General features: G+C 43.1%; 11 protein-coding genes. 3 read left to right on the forward strand and 8 right to left on the reverse strand.

Features of this window, described 5'->3' with window-relative positions; genetic code table 11:
- Positions 1-9: 9 nt before the first annotated feature.
- From ilvD to H8B17_RS03215, 8 genes are all read right to left on the reverse strand, one after another.
- A complete protein-coding gene (gene ilvD, locus H8B17_RS03180; RefSeq protein ID WP_190307704.1) occupies positions 10-1,710 on the reverse strand; it encodes a dihydroxy-acid dehydratase in 1,701 nt (566 codons plus the stop codon).
- Entirely contained in the window at positions 1,694-2,584 is an 891-nt protein-coding gene (locus H8B17_RS03185; RefSeq protein ID WP_190307705.1) for a branched-chain amino acid transaminase, read from the reverse strand. Before H8B17_RS03185 ends, ilvD begins: the two co-directional genes overlap by 17 nt.
- 319 nt (positions 2,585-2,903) lie before the next feature.
- Positions 2,904-3,152 carry an ATP synthase F1 subunit epsilon gene (gene atpC / locus H8B17_RS03190; protein ID WP_190307706.1) on the reverse strand — a complete coding sequence of 83 codons (249 nt, stop codon included), beginning with the start codon at positions 3,150-3,152 and terminating at the stop codon, positions 2,904-2,906.
- Positions 3,153-3,186: 34 nt separating this feature from the next.
- Entirely contained in the window at positions 3,187-4,689 is a 1,503-nt protein-coding gene (gene atpD / locus H8B17_RS03195; RefSeq protein ID WP_190307707.1) for a F0F1 ATP synthase subunit beta, read from the reverse strand.
- A 190-nt stretch (positions 4,690-4,879) separates the two neighbouring features.
- Complete coding sequence (locus H8B17_RS03200; protein WP_190307708.1) at positions 4,880-7,378, reverse strand: phosphocholine-specific phospholipase C; 2,499 nt, start codon at positions 7,376-7,378, stop codon at positions 4,880-4,882.
- A gap of 180 nt (positions 7,379-7,558) precedes the next feature.
- Positions 7,559-9,022, reverse strand: a complete 1,464-nt coding sequence (locus H8B17_RS03205) for a SusD/RagB family nutrient-binding outer membrane lipoprotein (RefSeq protein WP_190307709.1) — start codon at positions 9,020-9,022, stop codon at positions 7,559-7,561.
- A gap of 27 nt (positions 9,023-9,049) precedes the next feature.
- On the reverse strand, positions 9,050-12,289 hold the full coding sequence (locus H8B17_RS03210; protein WP_223816329.1) for a SusC/RagA family TonB-linked outer membrane protein: 3,240 nt from the start codon (positions 12,287-12,289) through the stop codon (positions 9,050-9,052).
- A gap of 491 nt (positions 12,290-12,780) precedes the next feature.
- Positions 12,781-13,377 (reverse strand): hypothetical protein, encoded by a 597-nt coding sequence (locus tag H8B17_RS03215; RefSeq protein ID WP_190307710.1) that lies wholly within the window; start codon positions 13,375-13,377, stop codon positions 12,781-12,783.
- A gap of 245 nt (positions 13,378-13,622) precedes the next feature.
- On the opposite strand from H8B17_RS03215, the gene H8B17_RS03220 reads away from it, so the two are divergent.
- From H8B17_RS03220 to H8B17_RS03230, 3 genes are read left to right on the forward strand one after another with little or no spacing between them, the layout of a single operon-like run.
- On the forward strand, positions 13,623-16,376 hold the full coding sequence (locus H8B17_RS03220; protein WP_190307711.1) for an alpha-d-galacturonidase: 2,754 nt from the start codon (positions 13,623-13,625) through the stop codon (positions 16,374-16,376).
- A gap of 20 nt (positions 16,377-16,396) precedes the next feature.
- On the forward strand, positions 16,397-17,935 hold the full coding sequence (locus tag H8B17_RS03225; RefSeq protein ID WP_190307712.1) for an MGH1-like glycoside hydrolase domain-containing protein: 1,539 nt from the start codon (positions 16,397-16,399) through the stop codon (positions 17,933-17,935).
- Positions 17,932-19,515 carry a glycoside hydrolase family 28 protein gene (locus H8B17_RS03230; protein ID WP_190307713.1) on the forward strand — a complete coding sequence of 528 codons (1,584 nt, stop codon included), beginning with the start codon at positions 17,932-17,934 and terminating at the stop codon, positions 19,513-19,515. Before H8B17_RS03225 ends, H8B17_RS03230 begins: the two co-directional genes overlap by 4 nt.
- The last annotated feature ends 3 nt before the right edge of the window (positions 19,516-19,518 follow it).

The raw sequence follows: 19,518 nt of genomic DNA on the forward strand, positions 1-19,518 counted from the left end.
TTTTTTGATTTACAAATCTGTTACGCAGCCCTGTGATGCATTGGCTACTGTTTTCGCATATTTATATAATACACCTTTATTTACTTTTAATGCTGGTTGTTTCCAGTTTTCCCGACGGGTAGCAATCTCTTCGGCAGAGAGGTTAACATTGATGGTGTTGTTTACGGCGTCAATTTCGATAATATCATCATCCTCAACTAAACCAATAAGACCACCTTCGTAGGCTTCCGGCGTGATATGTCCGACCACAAACCCGTGTGTTCCGCCGGAGAAACGACCATCCGTGATCAGGGCAACGGATTTCCCCAGGCCTGCTCCGATAATTAAAGAGGTTGGTTTCAACATTTCTGGCATGCCAGGTGCACCTTTCGGTCCCTCGTTTTTGATGACGATAACATCTCCTGGTTTAACGCGTCCCGACGCAACTCCTTTTGCCAAATCCTGTTCCCCGTCAAACACGCGAGCTGGACCATTAAATTTTTCTCCTTCCTTGCCGGAAATTTTGGCTACAGAACCCTGTTCTGCCAAGTTACCGTATAAGATTTGTAAATGCCCAGTCGCTTTAATCGGTTTATCCAGCGGTTGTATGATTTGCTGGTCGTATTCCATTACCGATTTGACGTCAGCTAAATTCTCTGCAATGGTTTTTCCGGTAACGGTTAGACAATCTCCGTGTAATAGACCTTCATCCAATAGATATTTCATGACGGCAGGTGTACCACCGTACTGTTGTAAATCTTGCATCAAGAATTTGCCCGACGGTTTGAAATCCGCTAATACAGGTGTTTCGTCAGACATACGCTGGAAATCATCCGGGGTAATATCAACACCTACGGCTTTACCGATGGCGATAAAATGCAATACCGCATTGGTCGATCCACCCATAACCACAATCACACGCATGGCATTTTCGAACGCTTTGCGCGTCATGATGTCGGTCGGTTTGATGTCTTTTTCCAAAAGCGTGTATATATATTTTCCTACCTCCAGACATTCTTTCTTTTTTTCTTCCGATATGGCGGGGTTAGAAGAGGAATAGGGTAAACTCATGCCCAAAGCTTCAATAGCAGACGCCATGGTATTGGCCGTGTACATCCCGCCACAAGCACCTGCACCAGGACAAGTGTGGCGGATAACACCGTCGTAGTCCTCGTCCGAGATAGTGCCTGCAATTTTTTTACCTAGGGCTTCGAAAGCAGATACGATATTTAATTCTTCCCCTTTATAATGACCCGGTGCAATCGTTCCCCCATATACCATAATAGCAGGACGGTTTAATCTACCCATCGCCATAATAGCACCCGGCATGTTCTTATCACAACCAGGAATCGCAACGACACCATCATAATATTGGCCGCCACAGATGGTTTCGATACTGTCTGCAATAACATCACGAGAGACCAACGAATAACGCATCCCTTCGGTACCATTACTCATGCCATCACTTACGCCGATCGTTCCGAATGTAAGACCCACCAAGTCGTTGTTCCAAATACCTTGTTTTACCAATTGGGCCAAATCGTTCAAGTGCATATTACAGGTGTTTCCATCATACCCCATAGAAGCAATACCGACTTGCGCTTTATCCATATCGACGTCCGTAAGACCGATACCATACAGCATCGCTTTTGCTGCGGGCTGTGTTTCATCTTGTGTAAAGATGCGACTATACTTATTCATTACACTTTTCATGTCAGATGATGACTTCATAATTCTCTTCTTCTAAAACTAATTGTTTGTATTTCCTCTGGACGGTAGCTCCAATAGTATGCTCCCAATCTTCCTTATATATAATACGATCTACTTCCTTGATGCCAATGATTTCAGCGGCGGTACCACATAAAAATGCGCTATCCGCTTGGTGGACGTCTTGGATGGTCAGTTTCTTTTCGACTACGTCAATGTGCAGACCTTTGCATATTTCGATAACTGTCTGCCGCGTAATACCCGGAAATATATTTCCTAAAGGTGGCGTATATAGCTTAAAGTCTTTTTCGACAAATAAATTTTCACTCGATGCTTGGGCCAAAAAACCATCATGGTCTAACATAAGCGCCTCGTCAAATCCTTCACGGATAGCTTCACTCGATGCGAGAATGGCGTTGATGTATTGACCGGAGACCTTCGCTTCGATATGAAAAGACTTGGGGTGTAGACGTTGAACTCTGGATGTGCAGACACGAAGCAGATTTTGTCCCAAATAAGGCCCCCATTCCCAAGCGGCAATCATAATGCGTGCGTCTTTTGCGGAAGTAAGGTGCATATTGGACCCTGAAAACACAAGTGGCCGGATATAGGCGGAACGCAAATTATTAGTTTCTAATAAAGCATACGATTTTTCTATCAATAGTTGGTTGTCCCATTGATAGGGAAGATTAATGGCTTCACAAGAACGCTGTAAACGTGCGAAATGTTCTTCGGCTTTGAAAATTCTGGTGCCATGATGTGTACTATATGCCCGCAATCCCTCGAAAGCACCGTACCCATAATGCAGCGATTGACCGAATAAATCTATTCCGGCATCTGTGGCCTTTACGAAATCGCCGTCCAAATAAATGTAAGTGTCGTGATTATAATACTGCATGCTAACCTCCCTTTTCGCTATGCTCAAGGTAATGCTATTAAAAATTCTTTACAATAGCAAAACAAAGAATTTTGAAAAAGTTTATTGTTCCGTGTATTTAATTGTATTAAAATATAATTCTTTATTTTGTTTATTTTGTGTGTTTTAATTTTTGTCTTTGTAGACTAAAATTAAAATCGGTATAGTTATTCAAAATATGACTTTTCCCAAAAAAGTACGAAATTCTTCTTAAAATGGACAAAAGTCGAAGAGAAGTTGAAAAAAAATAGCCCGCAGTCTGAACCGCGAGCTACCTCATTGAATGTATTTTCTTGAACTATTATTCTTCGACGATTCCTTCTGCTAAGACCGTGATATGATTGTCCTTCGCTTCTACGACACCACCTTTAATAACGAAAACCGTGTGGCCCTGTGCATCCCGAATAATAACTTTTCCATCCTCTAAAGTAGATACGATAGGAGCGTGGTCTTGCAAAATTTGAAAGGATCCTGCGCTTCCAGGCACCGTTACAGCTGTAGCGTCACCTTCATATGCTAATTTATCTGGGGTAATAATCGTTAATCTCATATTTGTAATATATACACTTCCACTATATGCTTTATTAAACAGCTTCTGCTAATAATTTTTTGCCTTTTTCGATAGCTTCTTCCATATTACCCACCAAGTTAAACGCTGCTTCTGGATACTCGTCCACCTCACCATCAATAATCATGTTAAAACCTTTGATTGTATCTTTGATGTCAACAAGTACACCTTTTAGACCGGTGAATTGCTCTGCTACGTGGAACGGTTGTGACAAGAAACGTTGTACGCGACGTGCACGGTGAACGGTCAGCTTATCTTCTTCTGATAATTCATCCATACCCAAGATGGCGATGATATCTTGAAGTTCTTTATAACGTTGCAAGATTTCTTTTACGCGTTGCGCTGTGTTATAGTGCTCGTCACCTAATATAGCTGGTGATAAGATACGAGAAGTTGAATCAAGGGGGTCAACCGCAGGATAAATACCTAGTTCGGCAATTTTACGAGATAATACCGTTGTTGCATCTAAATGGGCAAAGGTTGTTGCCGGCGCAGGGTCAGTTAAGTCATCGGCAGGTACGTATACTGCTTGTACCGATGTAATAGAGCCGTTTTTGGTAGAGGTAATACGCTCTTGCATCAAACCCATCTCGGTTGCTAACGTTGGTTGATAACCGACGGCGGATGGCATACGTCCCAAAAGGGCCGATACCTCAGAACCTGCTTGCGTAAAACGGAAGATATTGTCAATAAAGAAAAGTATATCCCGTCCTTGGCCTTCTCCATCTCCATCACGGAAATATTCGGCTACGGTAAGTCCGGATAACGCAACACGAGCACGTGCCCCAGGAGGCTCGTTCATTTGCCCGAAAACGAAGGTACACTTGGAGTCTTTAAGCAATTCATTGTCGACTTTGTCCAAAGGCCATTCGCCTTTTTCCATACCTTCCATAAAAGGCTCACCATATTTGATAATGCCCGATTCAAGCATTTCACGTAACAAGTCGTTTCCTTCGCGCGTACGTTCTCCCACACCCGCAAATACGGAAAGTCCACCGTGCCCTTTGGCGATGTTGTTGATCAATTCCTGAATCAATACCGTTTTCCCTACACCAGCTCCACCGAATAGACCGATTTTACCACCTTTTGAGTAAGGTTCTAACAAGTCGATAACTTTAATACCTGTAAACAATACCTCTGTTTCGGTAGAAAGCTCGTCGAATTTAGGCGGTTCGTTATGGATAGGACGTCCGTTTGTCGTGTCTAATTCTTGGATACCATCTATGGCACCACCAACTACGTTAAATACACGGCCTTTGATTTCTTCGCCGACAGGCATTTTAATGGGAGCACCCGTGTCGACCACTTTCATTCCACGAACCAAACCTTCGGTTGCATCCATCGCGATAGTGCGAACGCGATCTTCACCTAAGTGTTGCTGGACTTCCAAAACGATGCGTTGACCATTGTCTTTTTCAATATACAAAGCATCGAAGATTTTAGGAAGACTGTCATTTTCGGCGAAGTTGACGTCAACTACGGGGCCGATAATCTGCGCTATTTTACCAATATTGGGCATATTATAGGGACTAAAAATAATTATTAATCAATTTTTACAGCGGATGGTCTTATACACCCACATTTTGGAATGCAAAAATAAACTATATCTTGTTAAAAGCAAAACGCTTATTGATAATAATTTAATTTTCTTTTTATCCAGGCCACCGATGAGCAATCTAGAAGATTTTAAGAAACTTCTTCTATTCGTATTAATTCGTTTCTACTTTTGCTATTTGAGGATCTGTATATCCTAAACGATCTGTTTCCACACGACCGGCATAACCCCACAGAAAATCTGGATAACCATTTACGGTTATTTCAAGATCATACCAATGTTGACTGGCTTGTAAATCGACGAGTTCTACGTGTCGCTCTCCGACTGGTATATGTATCTCTCTTGTTTCTTGCCCATAACCTTTATCCCGGATATATATCTGTATCGTTTCTTGCGATTTGTTTTCAAGTAATAACTGAATCTTTCCCGTGAAGTTTTTCTCTTGCTGTTCATATTTCAAAGAGCACGATACAGGGACGAGGTTATGTTTGTTTTTAAAACGTCGGAAAAAACCATTAGGACCATGTACGTGTATATCCGTTCCTTGATTTGGGGTATAGGTAAACTTATCGGAAAGTGTATCACCAGCCTTGACCGCATATTGACGTATGGCACCGTTCGCATATACGGTAAAAGGAGCGCCCGAACTTCTATTGCCAAAAATAGCATTATCAACATGGAAATTCAAGTCAAACGCGTCCTCTTCTATTTTTCCCTCGACGTATAATTCGTAAGGCAAAGGGCATGAAGGGCGGATTCCATTCTCTTGTTTAGGCATGAGCGCGGTATGATGTGGATGCGTTTTGCCTTTCATTAAATCTTCGCCTGTGAGCTGACCAAAGGTAGGTAACGCCTTATGTTGTGTTTGGTGGATGTTTTCTAAATAGGAATCACGGTTTAGAAATGGAAGTTTCTCATTTGCTTTCTTCTGCTTGGCTTCGCTGAATATAGATGTCAGATCACCACAGATTGTCCGTCGCCAATCGCTGATCTGGTTTGACGCAATATCGCGATTAAATTTATGGCTCAAGAATTTTTCCAGAAACTGTAAAGTAGATGTATGGTCGAATACCTGCGAGCACACCTTCCCTCCTTTGCTCCATGGTGATGCGACTATCATGGGAACGCGATAACCTAGCCCGATAGGGCCTGTACGGGCTGTTTTTTTACTCCTGCCTTCGGCGAGTTCTTGTTCTGCTGTGATATACTCTATAGCGGGGTCTATTCCGGCAGAGCATTTTCCACTATGGGCAACATAGGGATTGGGAGGGGTAAAGGGAGGGACATGATCAAAATAGCCATCATTCTCATCGTAGGTCAAAATAAAGATGGTTTTTTGCCAAATCTTCGGGTTCTGTGTGAGGATATCGATAATTTCTGAAATATACCAAGACCCATACCACGGCGAGCTGGGATGGTCAGAATAACGTTGCGCCGGTATTAACCAGGACACGGTGGGTAGTTCTCCCCCTTGCACATCTTGCCGAAATTGATGCAGTATATCGCCTTTTGGAGTGTCCATTTTCTGTTTTTTGCCGTTATAATCGATATACTCGAGTTTGTCTAAACGACGGTAATCTGGATCATTGCTATTGGTAATAAAGGCTTTTTGATAGAGTTTTTTTTCCCGTTGAGAAAGTTTGTCAAAGTTGGATGGAGACCAAGTTTTCAGTTCTTGTTTTGCGTTTTTTAAGACCTTTTTTTTCTGGTCTATTGCATCCTGCGTCTTGTTATATTGTTTGTCTTGACGAGAAATGTGACGTTGCTTTTGCTCGAGTTCCGCAATTTCTTTTGGTAACTTATCCGCTTGTATTTTGAGATTGGCAACGTAGCGGTCGGAAAACTGAACATTATATTTCTGAAATCGTTCGAGTGGATTACAGCTAAAACTAGCGAGCCAAGAGCGTTCTTCCCCACTAAAACCTCCACCGCAGCTCACATCATTTTGATAAATTTTCCACGGGACGCCAGCGTCTTCAAGCAATTCGGGGAACGTTGGCCATTTTCCTCCACCAAATGGTAATTCATTTCGCATTTCGGCTTTGGCGTTTTTATCCTGTTCCGTTCTTACCGTGCCGGTCCAAAAGAAAAAACGATTAGGCCAAGTACTCGTCATTGCGGAGCAGAAATGTTGATCACAGATTGTAAATGCGTCAGCCAGTGCATAGTTGAACGGAATATCTTGTCTGTTGTAATACCCCATTGTCAGCGGCATATGAGCATAATTCTTTCCGACACGTTTAGCCTCGATCCAGTTGTCATAGCGGCCTTCATTAAAGGCATCTACTTGGCTATGTCGAGAATGCGGTACTGCGCCCATCCATGTCGATTTGGAATCCATCAGATTTAACCGAAACGGAACAAAGGCGTTACCTTGTTTATCGGGTTGGAACCAAACTGGATTTCCATTAGGAAGTCGTATATATCGAGGGTCATTAAACCCTCTTACGCCTTGCAGTGTACCAAATCCATGATCGAACGACCGATTTTCCTGCATCAGGATAACGACATGCTCGGCGTCCATGAAAGTGCTTCCAGGTATCGGCTCAATGGCCAGAGCGCGCTGTATCGCCGTTGGGATCGTGTGTTCGATTCCTGCCATTCCCGTAAGTAACAATGCTTTTTTTAGAAAATCTCTTCGTTGGTTGTTCATCGTATTTTGGTTTAATTTATTGTCCGTCTTGTGCGATGTCAAGCTGTTTTGCTAATATCAGAAAGTATTTCATTTTTTTTCGTTTTATAACGTTTTTTTTACGTTATGAGTTTTTGCTGCGTTCAAAAAAAATAGAGACGTTGATTCAACGTCTCTATTTTTTTTGATAATGGATCTATTTTATTTCTCCCACCAAACTCTTGATAATGGAGAATCTCCATGCTCCATTTTATCCGCGGCGATTCTGTAGTTCTCGGGATTCGTTATGGATAACCTGTCATGATACATAAATCGTTTTGGCATCTCACCATCATGAAGCATGTGTGGCGTTTTCGGAAGTACAGGGTATCCTGTTCTGCGGTATTCAAACCATTGTTGGTAATCGCACATGTACAAAGCGAGGTATTTTTGGTTCATAATACGTTCCAAAGTGCCATCAAAAGCTGTAAGCGGGTTGTCGAAGTACGCTTCCCCCGGAGAGGATATGCCTATCCATTGCGTCATCCCGGCTATTGTTCCTTTCTTATAGGCTTCTTCTGCTTTGTCTAAATCGCCGAAATGTAGATATACCTCGCTTTTTATAAATTCTACCTCTGCATAAGGCATAATCATTTCATGAATCACGGTACCCAGCGTTGCGGGGATCATCAGATCTGGATTTGGAATGCTGGGGGTAAAGGTAAAAGTAGCCGTCTCGTCATGAGCTGCCGGAATCCCCTTGTAGCCTAGACTTGTTCCAGGAGGAATAGAAGCGGCTTCGCTCATAAAGAATGGTCTCCTAGGATCTTCATAATCATTTAGCATATTCACGAAAAATTCTGCCTTGGTTATGGTTAGGGTATAATCCTGCCTTCTGTTCCATGCGTAGTCGAAAGGACTTAGGCCGTTGATCTTCAAGATCGCCGCTTCTGCATTACTTTCGAATACCGGATATTTCGCCGGATTTTCGATGATTTCTTTTAACCTATTGTAACTGTCCATTTCAGTCCTTTTGCTCGTGCGCAAAAGGAGGCGCATCAGCAACGAATTATTGAATTTTTGCCAATATTGCTTGTTGTTGTTGAACAAGATGTCGCCGCCCGCCATTTCACCTTCGGTAGATGCATAGATGGTATTCGCTTGTTCTAAGCCGTCTATTAACAAAGTGTATATCTCTTTTTGTTCGTCAAATTTTGGTGTAGAAATGCCTTCATCCAATTTGATGGCTTCGCTGAAAGGGACATCGCCAAAAGCATCCGTGAGCATGCTCGCGGCATAGGCTTCCAATGTTTTGGCCACCGCCTGATAAACAGGTTGGTCTACCCGGATCGCGGCCTCTTCCATTTCTCTGATACTGCGCAGCCAAGTGTAGGCTTTGTTCCATGTGCCATTTCCAGCTGTTGGGGTAATATCGTAACGGTGCACCCCCGTAGCGGTTGCAGGGTAAGGGAAACCCACTTGCATAAGCTGCCAAGTAAAGTCATAGTTCCGGTTGCTGCTAAACGCGCCCATGTCATGAAGCAATGGGTTCATTAAGCTGTTGGGTACAACTACGTTAATATTGTTGGGGTCGATGTTCATTTCTTCAAGATGGCTGCAAGACGTGGCCAACAGGGCTGTGCTCAGGATAGCCGGAAGAATATAAGTCTTTATCGTATTTTTCATGATATATATTTCAATGCTATGGTGATATTATAGCGTTAAATTCAAATTAAAACCAAATGTGCGTGGTGTAGGAAGCTGTCCCATTTCCACACCAGGCATTATGGTAGCTCCATTGAGTGCAGCAGTTTCCGGATCAAAGATTGGGAACTTCGATATCAACAGCAAGTCACGACCGTAAAGGGCGACAGACAGGCCATTCAAACGCAAGCGCTCTGTAACTTCGCGTGGGAAGGTGTACTGGACACGAACTTCACGCAACTTCAGATAAGAAGCGTCCAAACTGTTGGTCTCGATGTTGGCTCTACGATAATAGTCCGAATAATATGAGTTTACCGCAACTTTAGTCGTGTTTGGTGAGTAGCTGCCGTCAGCGTTTTCCACAACACCTTCACCGATGACGTAACCTTCATCACGTCCTTTTAGGGTATGTAGTAGCTTCCCTTGTTCACTCATTTTATGGTGCGTTTGGGAATACACAATCCCTCCGTATTGCCCATCAACTAAAGCACTAAGCATGTAGTTTTTATAACGGAATTCATTATGGAATCCGCCACGCCAGGCAGGATAGGCGTTTCCGATGTATTTAATCGGAGACCTGAGAGAATGTCCAGATTGTGCGTTAAAGATGGTCTGGCCTTCCTCATTTTTGACTAAGCCAGCTCCCCAAATGTCGCCCATGGTTCCGCCTTTTACAGCAACAATAGAGGCTGTCCCACTTCTCATCATCTCCTGTTGTTCGAGTTCGAAATCTTCGCTGAGCCTTAATATTTTATTGTTGTTCTTCGCCCAGGTGATGGTGGGCGTCCAACTGAAATCACCACGCACCGGATGGCCTGTTAGCATAATTTCTACACCTTGATTGCGAATGTTGCCCCCATTGATAAAAGCATAGCTATATCCCGTTGTGATATCAACCGGGACGTGTAATACCTGATTAATCGTCGTGCTGTAATAGTAATTAACGTCTGCCGTTACCCTGTTTTTGAATAAAGAGAAATTAATCCCTGATTCAAAGGAATTCGAGGTTTCTGGCTTGAGCTCGGCGTTATTTCTCGTACTGGGCGGCGTAACCGATCCAGGGAACATACTTTGGTTGTATACCTTGTAAAGACGGTAAGGTTGGGTGTCGTTACCTACTTTCGCATAAGATAGTCGGAGTTTCGCAAAGGATATCTGTTGCGGCAAGTTGAAAATATCGGACAAAATAAAACTAGAGCTGATAGAAGGATAAAAATAGGAGTTGTTTCCTCTGGGAAGGGTAGATGACCAGTCATTTCTTGCGGTCAGATCAACAAATATCTTGTCGTCGAAAGAAAAGTTGGCCAATCCATATAAACCATTTACCTGTCTTTCGGATTTGAAGTGCTCCACATAAAGGTTGTTTAATGCGTTGGATAGTTTAAATATACCCGGTAGCATTAAGCCGTTCGCGGAGGTGCTTTTTGAGCGGCTTTCTTCCTTGCGTATATTTCCCCCTGCAGCGAGGGTCATCTTGATCCGGTCATTCAGCTGCTCGCGGTAATTAACTAAGAAGTCCGTGTTATGTTCCATCCACATGGCATCCTGCTCTTTATAGTATCCTTGAACAAATTGAGCAGTATTCCACGGCCGTTTCATGTCCCTAAAGTCCTGGCGATAATTTAAACCGGTTCGTACCATAGCATCCCATTTATCATTGATTTGGTAATTCAATTGGATATTTCCATCGATGTTATGGTTTTTCAAACCGTTGGTCATCTCGTGGGCGATAATGAAGGGATTGTCGATAAACGAGCTAAACGGATGTATCTGCTGAATTTGTTCCAGTCCGGGTTGCCATCTAGGTCTATATACGTCGAGGTCAATGTTCGGATTTTGGAAGATCATGAAATAGGCAATCGACTGGTTGTTATATCCTGTGGCCGGTAAATTATCGCTCGACTTATTGGTATACGATATTCTGGATGATACCGATAACTTATCCGTTACTGTAAATCTATTGTTGACAGAGGCGATAATACGTTCAAAGCCGGTATTCGGCATGAGCCAGTTGTTTTTGGTGTGCCCTAAAGAAAATCTTCCGGTATACTTGTCCGTTCCGGCTTCCATGGCAATGCTGTTCATAAACGTAGATCCCGTTCGCCAAAAGCCTTTGATATTGTCCTTGTACGGTACCCATGGTAGCCGATCGGTAGATTGTGCACCTGTTGTCGGGTCGTATTGAAAATAGGATTGTCCGGCAAATTTTGGCCCGAAAGCACTTGACGTACTACCGGTGTTTGGACCGTCATCGGAGGGCTGATAGGAGTAAAAAAGTTCCCCATCTGCATTTCGCTGATTGGTTCCTTGCCCATATTCGTATTGGTATTCTGGCCAACGGAGGACATCATTGATGCTGCTGTTCGAGCTGAATGTTATACCTATTCCTTTGGTGTTTTTTCCTGATTTGGTCGTTACGATCAATGCGCCATTGGCGGCACGGCTACCATACAGCGCTGTTGCCGCCGCGCCCTTAAGTACCGAGATGGATTCAATGTCGTCCGGGTTTAAATCGCTCAGTCCATTTCCAAAATCAATCGGGACATCGGCGCCACCTACACCGTAAGCATCCCCTACGCCCGAGCTCAATTTACCGTTCACGATTGGGATACCGTCAATCACAATCAAGGCCTCATTATTACCTTCTAAAGAACGATCGCCTCGTAGGTTAATGCGTGTGGAGCCAATTGGGCCCGAACTGGCCTGCGTGAGGTTTAGCCCGGCTACTTTTCCTTTCAGCGCATCACTCCAGTTAGAACTGGGTGCGTTTGTTAGCTCATCTCCTTTGACAGACGATATCGCATAGCCCAAACCTTTGGCCTCCCGCTCGATGCCGAGCGCCGTAACCACAACCTCTTCAACCTCTTGCGAGCTCGTGCTTAACGCGATGTTTCTTGTGCCTCCAGTGGCGAACCGTTCTTCGTGACTATTGTAGCCAATTAAGGCGAATGTAACGTTTACTCCCTGGTTCACCTGTATGGAGAACCCGCCCGTTTCATTCGTAGCGCCTAATGATCGTCCTTGACTGGAAATGGTTACTCCAGATAACGGTAGGCCCGTTTCTCGGTCGCGAACCACCCCTTGGATGGATACCTGTTCTTGATTTTCGGAACTGAACTGTGTGTGGGGGGAGTTATTCGCTTCCGCTGATTCAAACGGAGTGAATAACAAAAGCGCGGCTAAAGGTAGCATATAATTTCGCTTGGAAACTATACGGCCGCGTTTGGGATAGAGTAGAGTTTTCTTCATATCTATTGATAAAATAATGTTGATTTAAGATTTAATACTATCTTCTGCTTGATGGCTTATTTCTTTAAAACGAAATATTATGAAAGAAGTGTGTTCGATGGTTTGAATAACTATTGTTTTCTTGATCAGATTGTTTTTTATCGCCGTTATGTGGTTTATGTATCTTGCAGTTAAATAAAGCTGGTTTATAGCTTACAATATTAAGTATAAAAAACTTAATACACAAAAAATACGCAGACAAATGATGGTTAATTGTAATCAAACGAAAGTAATCGGTTGGTTTGTGAAATATTGAACGTAACAACATGATTGCAAAATGATCTTTTTTAAGAATTTCCTGCAATAGTAGGAAAGCTATGTTAGCTTTATGTTAACAATGTGTTACTAAAATATAATGGGTTGGTTTATCGAGGGTGGTGGGAGAATAAAAGCAACTAGAGGCGCAGATAGCTGTGCCTCTAGTTACAAAAAATAGCTTTGGAAAACCAATATTACGAATTCCGCTTCATCTGTTCATCGAGCAGCTGTCGTTTTAATTGTTGTTCTTTTTCCAATGATTTCTTGCGGAGCGCCTGCAATTCTTCTTGTAGATCCTCTGCTGTTTTCTTATGCTCGCCTGTGTCTACTTTTGCCTTCCTGAAGGAAGCTAATGTTACTACAAACGCTAAAACAAATACAATAATAATACTCCAAACCATGGTATGGTAGGATCCCTTCGCAAAATCGATCCCCAGAAAGGAAATGCTATTCGTTTTATGTTGTTCTACCTGCAAAGCAGCATCCAGTGTGGTTACTGAATCCCGTAGCGTATTGATGGTGCCTGTTGATGATGAAGAATTTGTCTTGAGTGTCGCAATCTCTTTTTGATAACGCGAAATAGAATCCAATACATTTCTCCGTACGATCTCTATATTTGTTCTTCGAATAAGTTTAAAGTCACCGGCCTGCGATCTGGATAAATTAGTAAGATTGTTGAATTGTTCATTCAATGTCCCTTCTTGAATGGCATAGGGTAACATTCGTTTGTTCTGTCCGAAAAGCGCAGTTGACGATACGATACAAGCGAACAACAAGAGTTTTTTTAACATAAGTTTTGAAATAATTAAAAATAATTGCTTCCTAGATGAAACGCTAAAGGTGGAAAATAAATAAGGGATTTGCAAAAAAAATAAATAAATATAGTCTGAGAAAGGATTATTTTTAATGTATTTACTATAGTATTTTTGCCTCTGTTTTGTGTAACTTATGCGTTATAATAGAGTGTGATGATAATATGCTGTAATAATAGGATAATTATACAGAGGAAAAATAGCATTTTTAATTGTTGCTTTGGATGATGAAGTTTTTTTTAAAGTATATTTTCCTGTTTTGCGTTTTCGGCCTGATGGGCCGCAACGCGCTTAGCGCCGAACCCATCCGAGTATTATACGCAGAAAATGAGGTTGTTAATCAACAGCGTTTACAGTATGCTGTGAACAAATTGACTGTTGCTACGCAGAAACCGTCAGCTGTGTTTAGGTTTGGTGAAACGGCACTGCAGAAGGGTGATCTGTTGCTCGGGGTTCTTGGAACAACAGCACGTTGGCAAGAACTTGTACCTGCTAAATTATTGGACGATCTGAAAAACAAGGAGTCGTTTGTTATCTATAGAAAAGACTCAACATCGCCGTTGATCATTGTAGGAAAAGACGAAACCGGTGTTTTATACGGCTGTGAGCAAGCGCTTGAGAACACGTTTTATGCGAATAAGCCAGTTTCTTATACGGATGCACCAGAAATGGTGCTTCGTGGCACCGCGATCGGCTTACAGAAAACGGAGTATCTGCCCGGACGTGATGTATACGAATACCCTTATACCGAAGACTTGTTCCCTTGGTTCTATGATAAAGAGCTTTGGGTTCAGTATTTAGATATGATGCTCGAAAACCGATACAATACCTTGTATTTGTGGAATGGACATCCTTTTTCTTCTTTAGTAAAATTGAAGGACTATCCTTATGCGCTGGAGGTCGACGACGAAACATTCGCGAAGAATGAGGAAATTTATCGTTTCCTAACCGAAGAAGCAAATAAACGCGGAATATGGGTTATTCAAATGTTTTACAATATTTTGTTACCGAAACCGTTTGCGGATAAGCATGGATTGAAAACACAAGAAAGAAACCGGGTTATCACACCGTTGATTTCGGATTATACCCGTAAATCCATTGCTGCGTTTGTGGAAAAATACCCGAATGTTGGATTATTGGTCACCCTAGGAGAAGCCATGGAAGGTGTTGGTCAGGATGATATTGATTGGTTTACAAAAACGATTATTCCGGGTGTAAAAGATGGTTTAAATGCCATACAGAGTGAGCTGGAACCGCCTATTATTCTACGGGCACATGATACGGATGCGCCAGCAGTAATGAAAGCCGCATTGCCGATCTATCAGAATCTATATACCTCCGCCAAATTTAACGGAGAGGCGCTGACCACTTACGAAACACGAGGGAAATGGGCTGAATTGCATCAAACTCTTGGGAGTATTGGTACCGTGCATATACAGAACGTACATATTCTGGCGAATCTCGAGCCGTTCCGCTATGCAGCACCTGACTTTATACAGAAATCAGTTAAATCGATGCATGATATCCATTTTTCTAATGGTCTTCATCTCTACCCACAAGCATCTTATTGGGACTGGCCCTATACGGCAGATAAGACTGACGAACGCTTATTGCAGGTGGAAAGGGACTGGATGTGGTATAAGGCCTGGGCCCGTTATGCATGGAAAGCTGCTCGTCCCGAAAACAAAGAAAAGATCTACTGGTCGTCGCTGTTAAGTAACTATTACGGACTCCCGGAAAAAGATGCAACAAATCTTCTTGTAGCACTGGACGAAGTCGGCGAAATATCACCCAAAATTCTTCGGCGCTTTGGCATTACGGATGGTAACCGTCAGACGTCCTCGTTGGGTATGCTGATGACACAGCTGATTAACCCTTATCGTTACGGACTTTTCACCTTGCTGTACGAATCAGAAGCACCCGAAGGTGAAATGATTATAGAATATGCCGAAAAACAGTTTAAAGGCGAGCAGCATGTTGGTGAAACGCCTATGCGTGTGGCCGATGAGATTGTAGCTCATGCCAACAAGGCTGTACAGGCAATACAAGGCATACAGCAATCCGCGCATAAAAATCAGGAGGAATTTCAGCGTTTGATCAATGATGTTTATATCCACCAAGCACTTGCCGAACACTACAGCTCCAAAGTAAAAGCAGCGATTCAGCTATTGGAATACAAGTATACGGAAGATGTAGAATCTCTCCGGAAAGCACTTCCCGATTTTGAGAAAAGTGTCGACGCTTATAAAAAGCTGACAGCGTTGACCACGGATAGCTATCTATATGCCAACAGCATGCAAACGAAGCAGCGTAAAATTCCTATGCGAGGCGTAGATGCCACTTTTAAGCATTGGACGGAGATGTTGCCAGTTTTCGAAACGGAACTGCACAACTTTCAGCAAGCAATAGATTCTATCGCATCGACAGCGGGTCAACCTAAAAAAGAGCGTAAGCTCCTTAACGAAAAGGAAGTTTCTGTAAAAGCAAATGTACAATACGCCGTTTTGAAGAAAGGTGCGAAACTGCATTTAGATCAAGAGTTAGTTGTAACGCATTTGGCAAACGAATTGGAAGGAATGAAAGCGGTCATGATCAATTCAGAAGATCAGAAGCTGAATGGGACAACGCTGAAATTTGAAAATGACCAAGCCGTAAAGGTTTTGGTAGGGTATTTTAATAATACGGATAAAGTCTTTGCGCCGAAGCCGGTTTTAGAAATTGATGCTACGGCCAATGATTATGGCCAAGCAGAAGCCAAGATCCGCCATGCGTTACGAATACAGTATATGCCGATGTTGGATATCCACACATACTCCTTTCCAAAGGGAAAGAACGAACTAAAAATACCCAAGGGAGAAGCACTGATTCTAGGCTTTATTGCCGATGACGAATTGCAGCATGCCTACAATGCGGATGTCGATAACCAAGGCGACGATATGGACGACCTTTTCGGTTATTATGAAGAAACTAAACTGTAACAGAAGAACAAATAACGCTCATGAAAATAAACAAACTCGCAGGTATCCTACTGTTCCTCCTGCCCGGTGCGCTCGCGGGCCAGGAAGATTTGAACGCTAAGCTCAATATGTATGTCGACAAGTTTAACAGTCAAGATAACGAAGCTGTTATCAACAAGATTGACAATAAAAATTCGGCGACGTGGATGAAAGATAATATCCCCTTGTTTGCCTGTCCTGACAGCGCTATCGAAGAAACGTATTATTTCCGGTGGTGGTCTTATCGAAAACACATCAAGGAAACGCCATCGGGAACGATCGTAACCGAGTTTATTGAGCCCGTATCGCACGCCGGTAAGTATAACTCCATCAGTTGTGCTTTAGGACACCATATCTATGAAGGACGGTGGTTACGTAATAGCGATTTTCTGAAAGAGTATGTGGACTTCTTTATGTATCATGCCGACGAAGGGGAGAACAGACCTCGGTTTCATCAATTTAGCTCTTGGGTGCCGGATGCGCTATTAGCCTATTATATGGTAGACAATGATAAAGGCTACCTGCTTGACCGCCTACAGGATCTGGATAAAGATTATTTGAAGTGGGAAGAGGAGCGTCAGCTTCCGAGCGGTATGTTTTGGCAACACGATGTCAAAGATGGTATGGAGGAATCGGTGTCGGGTGGACGACGTGTAGAAAATCGACGTCCGACCATTAATAGTTATATGTACGCGAACGCTCGTGCACTATCCACCATCGCGCAGCTGGCTGGCAAGGATAGCTTGAAACGAAACTACGATGCAAAAGCCGCGCGTTTACAGACACTTCTGTTAGACTCCTTATGGGATAAAGAAGATCAATTCTTCAAGACTCGTTTGGAAAACGGCGAGTTGCATTCCGCGCGTGAGGCAATAGGCTTTATTCCCTGGGGTTTTCATGCGGTACCCGATCAACGCTCGTATGCAGAAGCTTGGACGCAAGTGGTAGATACCGCTGGCTTTAAAGCTCCTTGGGGGTTGACAACCGCAGAGCGTAGGGAACCTACTTTCCGGACACGCGGAACGGGGCACAGCTGCGAATGGGACGGTGCAATATGGCCATTTGCCAGTAGCCAGACCCTGCGCGGTATGGCTAACTTTTTGGCAGACTATAAACAGGGAAAACAGATTACGAAAGCTGATTTCTATGAAGCGGTGCAGCAGTATGCAGCATCTCATGTAATGGACGGTAAAGCTTATATAGGCGAATACCAGGATGAAGTGACGGGTTTTTGGCTGAAGGGAGATAATCCCCGCAGCAAATTCTATAACCATTCTACTTTTGCCGATGTTATTATCCAAGACCTGATTGGTTTTAAACCCCAGCTTGGAAACACTTTCGAACTCAAACCTCTTATTCCACAAGAGCAATGGGCTTACTTTACGCTACAGGGTGTGCCCTATAAAAATAAAATTGTCGACATCTATTGGGATCTTGATGGAACGCAATACGGAAAAGGAAAAGGTCTGACCGTATATGCAGATGGTCAGCGTGTTGCACAATCTAAAAAACTAAAATCGCTAAAAGTTAATTTGAAATGATAAAGAAAGGAATTATGGTGTTGTGGCTGTTTGTAGCCACTATGGGGATGTCGGTACAGGCACAACAATATTATAACGTATTGGATTACGGCGGGAGCAATGACAGCACGGGGCTAAACACCGATGCTATTGCCAAAGCGATCGATGCCGCCGCAAGCAAAGGAGGCGGGACAGTCTATTTCCCTGCTGGGAAATACATTACTGGGCCGATACATTTTAAAAGCAATATTACTCTTTTTATCGATGCCGGCGCGGAGCTGCATTTCAGTGATGACTTTGATCATTATTTACCCATGGTGGAGTCGCGTTGGGAAGGTACAGAAGTGACTAACTTCTCTCCGTTGATTTATGGAACAGATCTTGAAAACATCGCCATCGTTGGTCGTGGCCTGATCGACGGTCATGGCGAAAAATGGTGGGGATACTCTGAAGTGACTATTCGCCAGCAAAAAGAAGGCGAAGAGACAAAATGGCAAAAGGAATTTAAAAGACTAAACAAAGACGTGTTGGCTCCCGATCTACCAGGTTGGGTAGAGCGCGGCTTCTTACGCCCGCCATTTATTCAATTTCTTCGTTGCGAAAATGTACAGATCAAGGATATCAAGATTCAAAACTCTCCTTTTTGGACGGTGAATCCACAATACTGCGATAACGTGACGATAGACGGTGTAACGATCTATAATCCAGAATCGCCTAATACCGACGGAATTAACCCAGAATCTTGTCGTAATGTGCATATTGCCAACTGCCATATTTCTGTAGGAGACGACTGTATCACCATCAAATCAGGTAAAGATCGTTCAGGTCGTAAAGTTAATATCCCGGCCGAAAATTATACTATCACCAATTGTACGATGTTGAACGGTCATGGTGGCGTCGTTATCGGAAGTGAAATGTCCGGAGGCGTGAAGAATATCGTGATCTCGAATTGTATATTCGATGGTACGGACCGCGGTATCCGCTTGAAAACGGCTCGTGGCCGCGGGGGTGTTGTGGAGAATATCCGCGTAAGCAATATTGTCATGCGCAATATCCGCGACCAAGCGATTGTATTGAATACGCAATATGCTAAAACAGACGTAGAGCCCGTATCCGAACGTACTCCGCAATTCAAAAATATTCATATCAGTAACATGAGCGGAACAACAAACCGTGTGAGCCGAATCCGCGGATTGGAGGAGATGCCTATTGAGAATATCAGCTTCAACAACATCAGCATGCAGGCAAAATCCGGCTTCGAAATAGAGAACGCGACGAAGATATCATTTAATCATGTACATGTGGATGTCGAAAATGAACCGTTTATCCAAGCGAAGAACGTGGATGTTCTGCATTTAACCGGAATCCACAACTACACACCGAAGAAAGACCGTCCGATGTTGGTGTTTGAGGGGGTTTCTGATGCTAATATACAACAGAACTTCCCGAGTGCAGGCACAGATACCTTTTTAGAACTCGTCGGAGACGACAATAAAGACATCTTTATACACAGCAATAATTTTAAAAATGTGCAACAGACCATAACGGGTAATACAGCATCCGCTGTCTTAACCAATAACATCGACGCACAAAAGAAATAGTAC

This window comes from Sphingobacterium arenae (genome assembly GCF_014692505.1).
Lineage (GTDB): Bacteria > Bacteroidota > Bacteroidia > Sphingobacteriales > Sphingobacteriaceae > Sphingobacterium > Sphingobacterium arenae.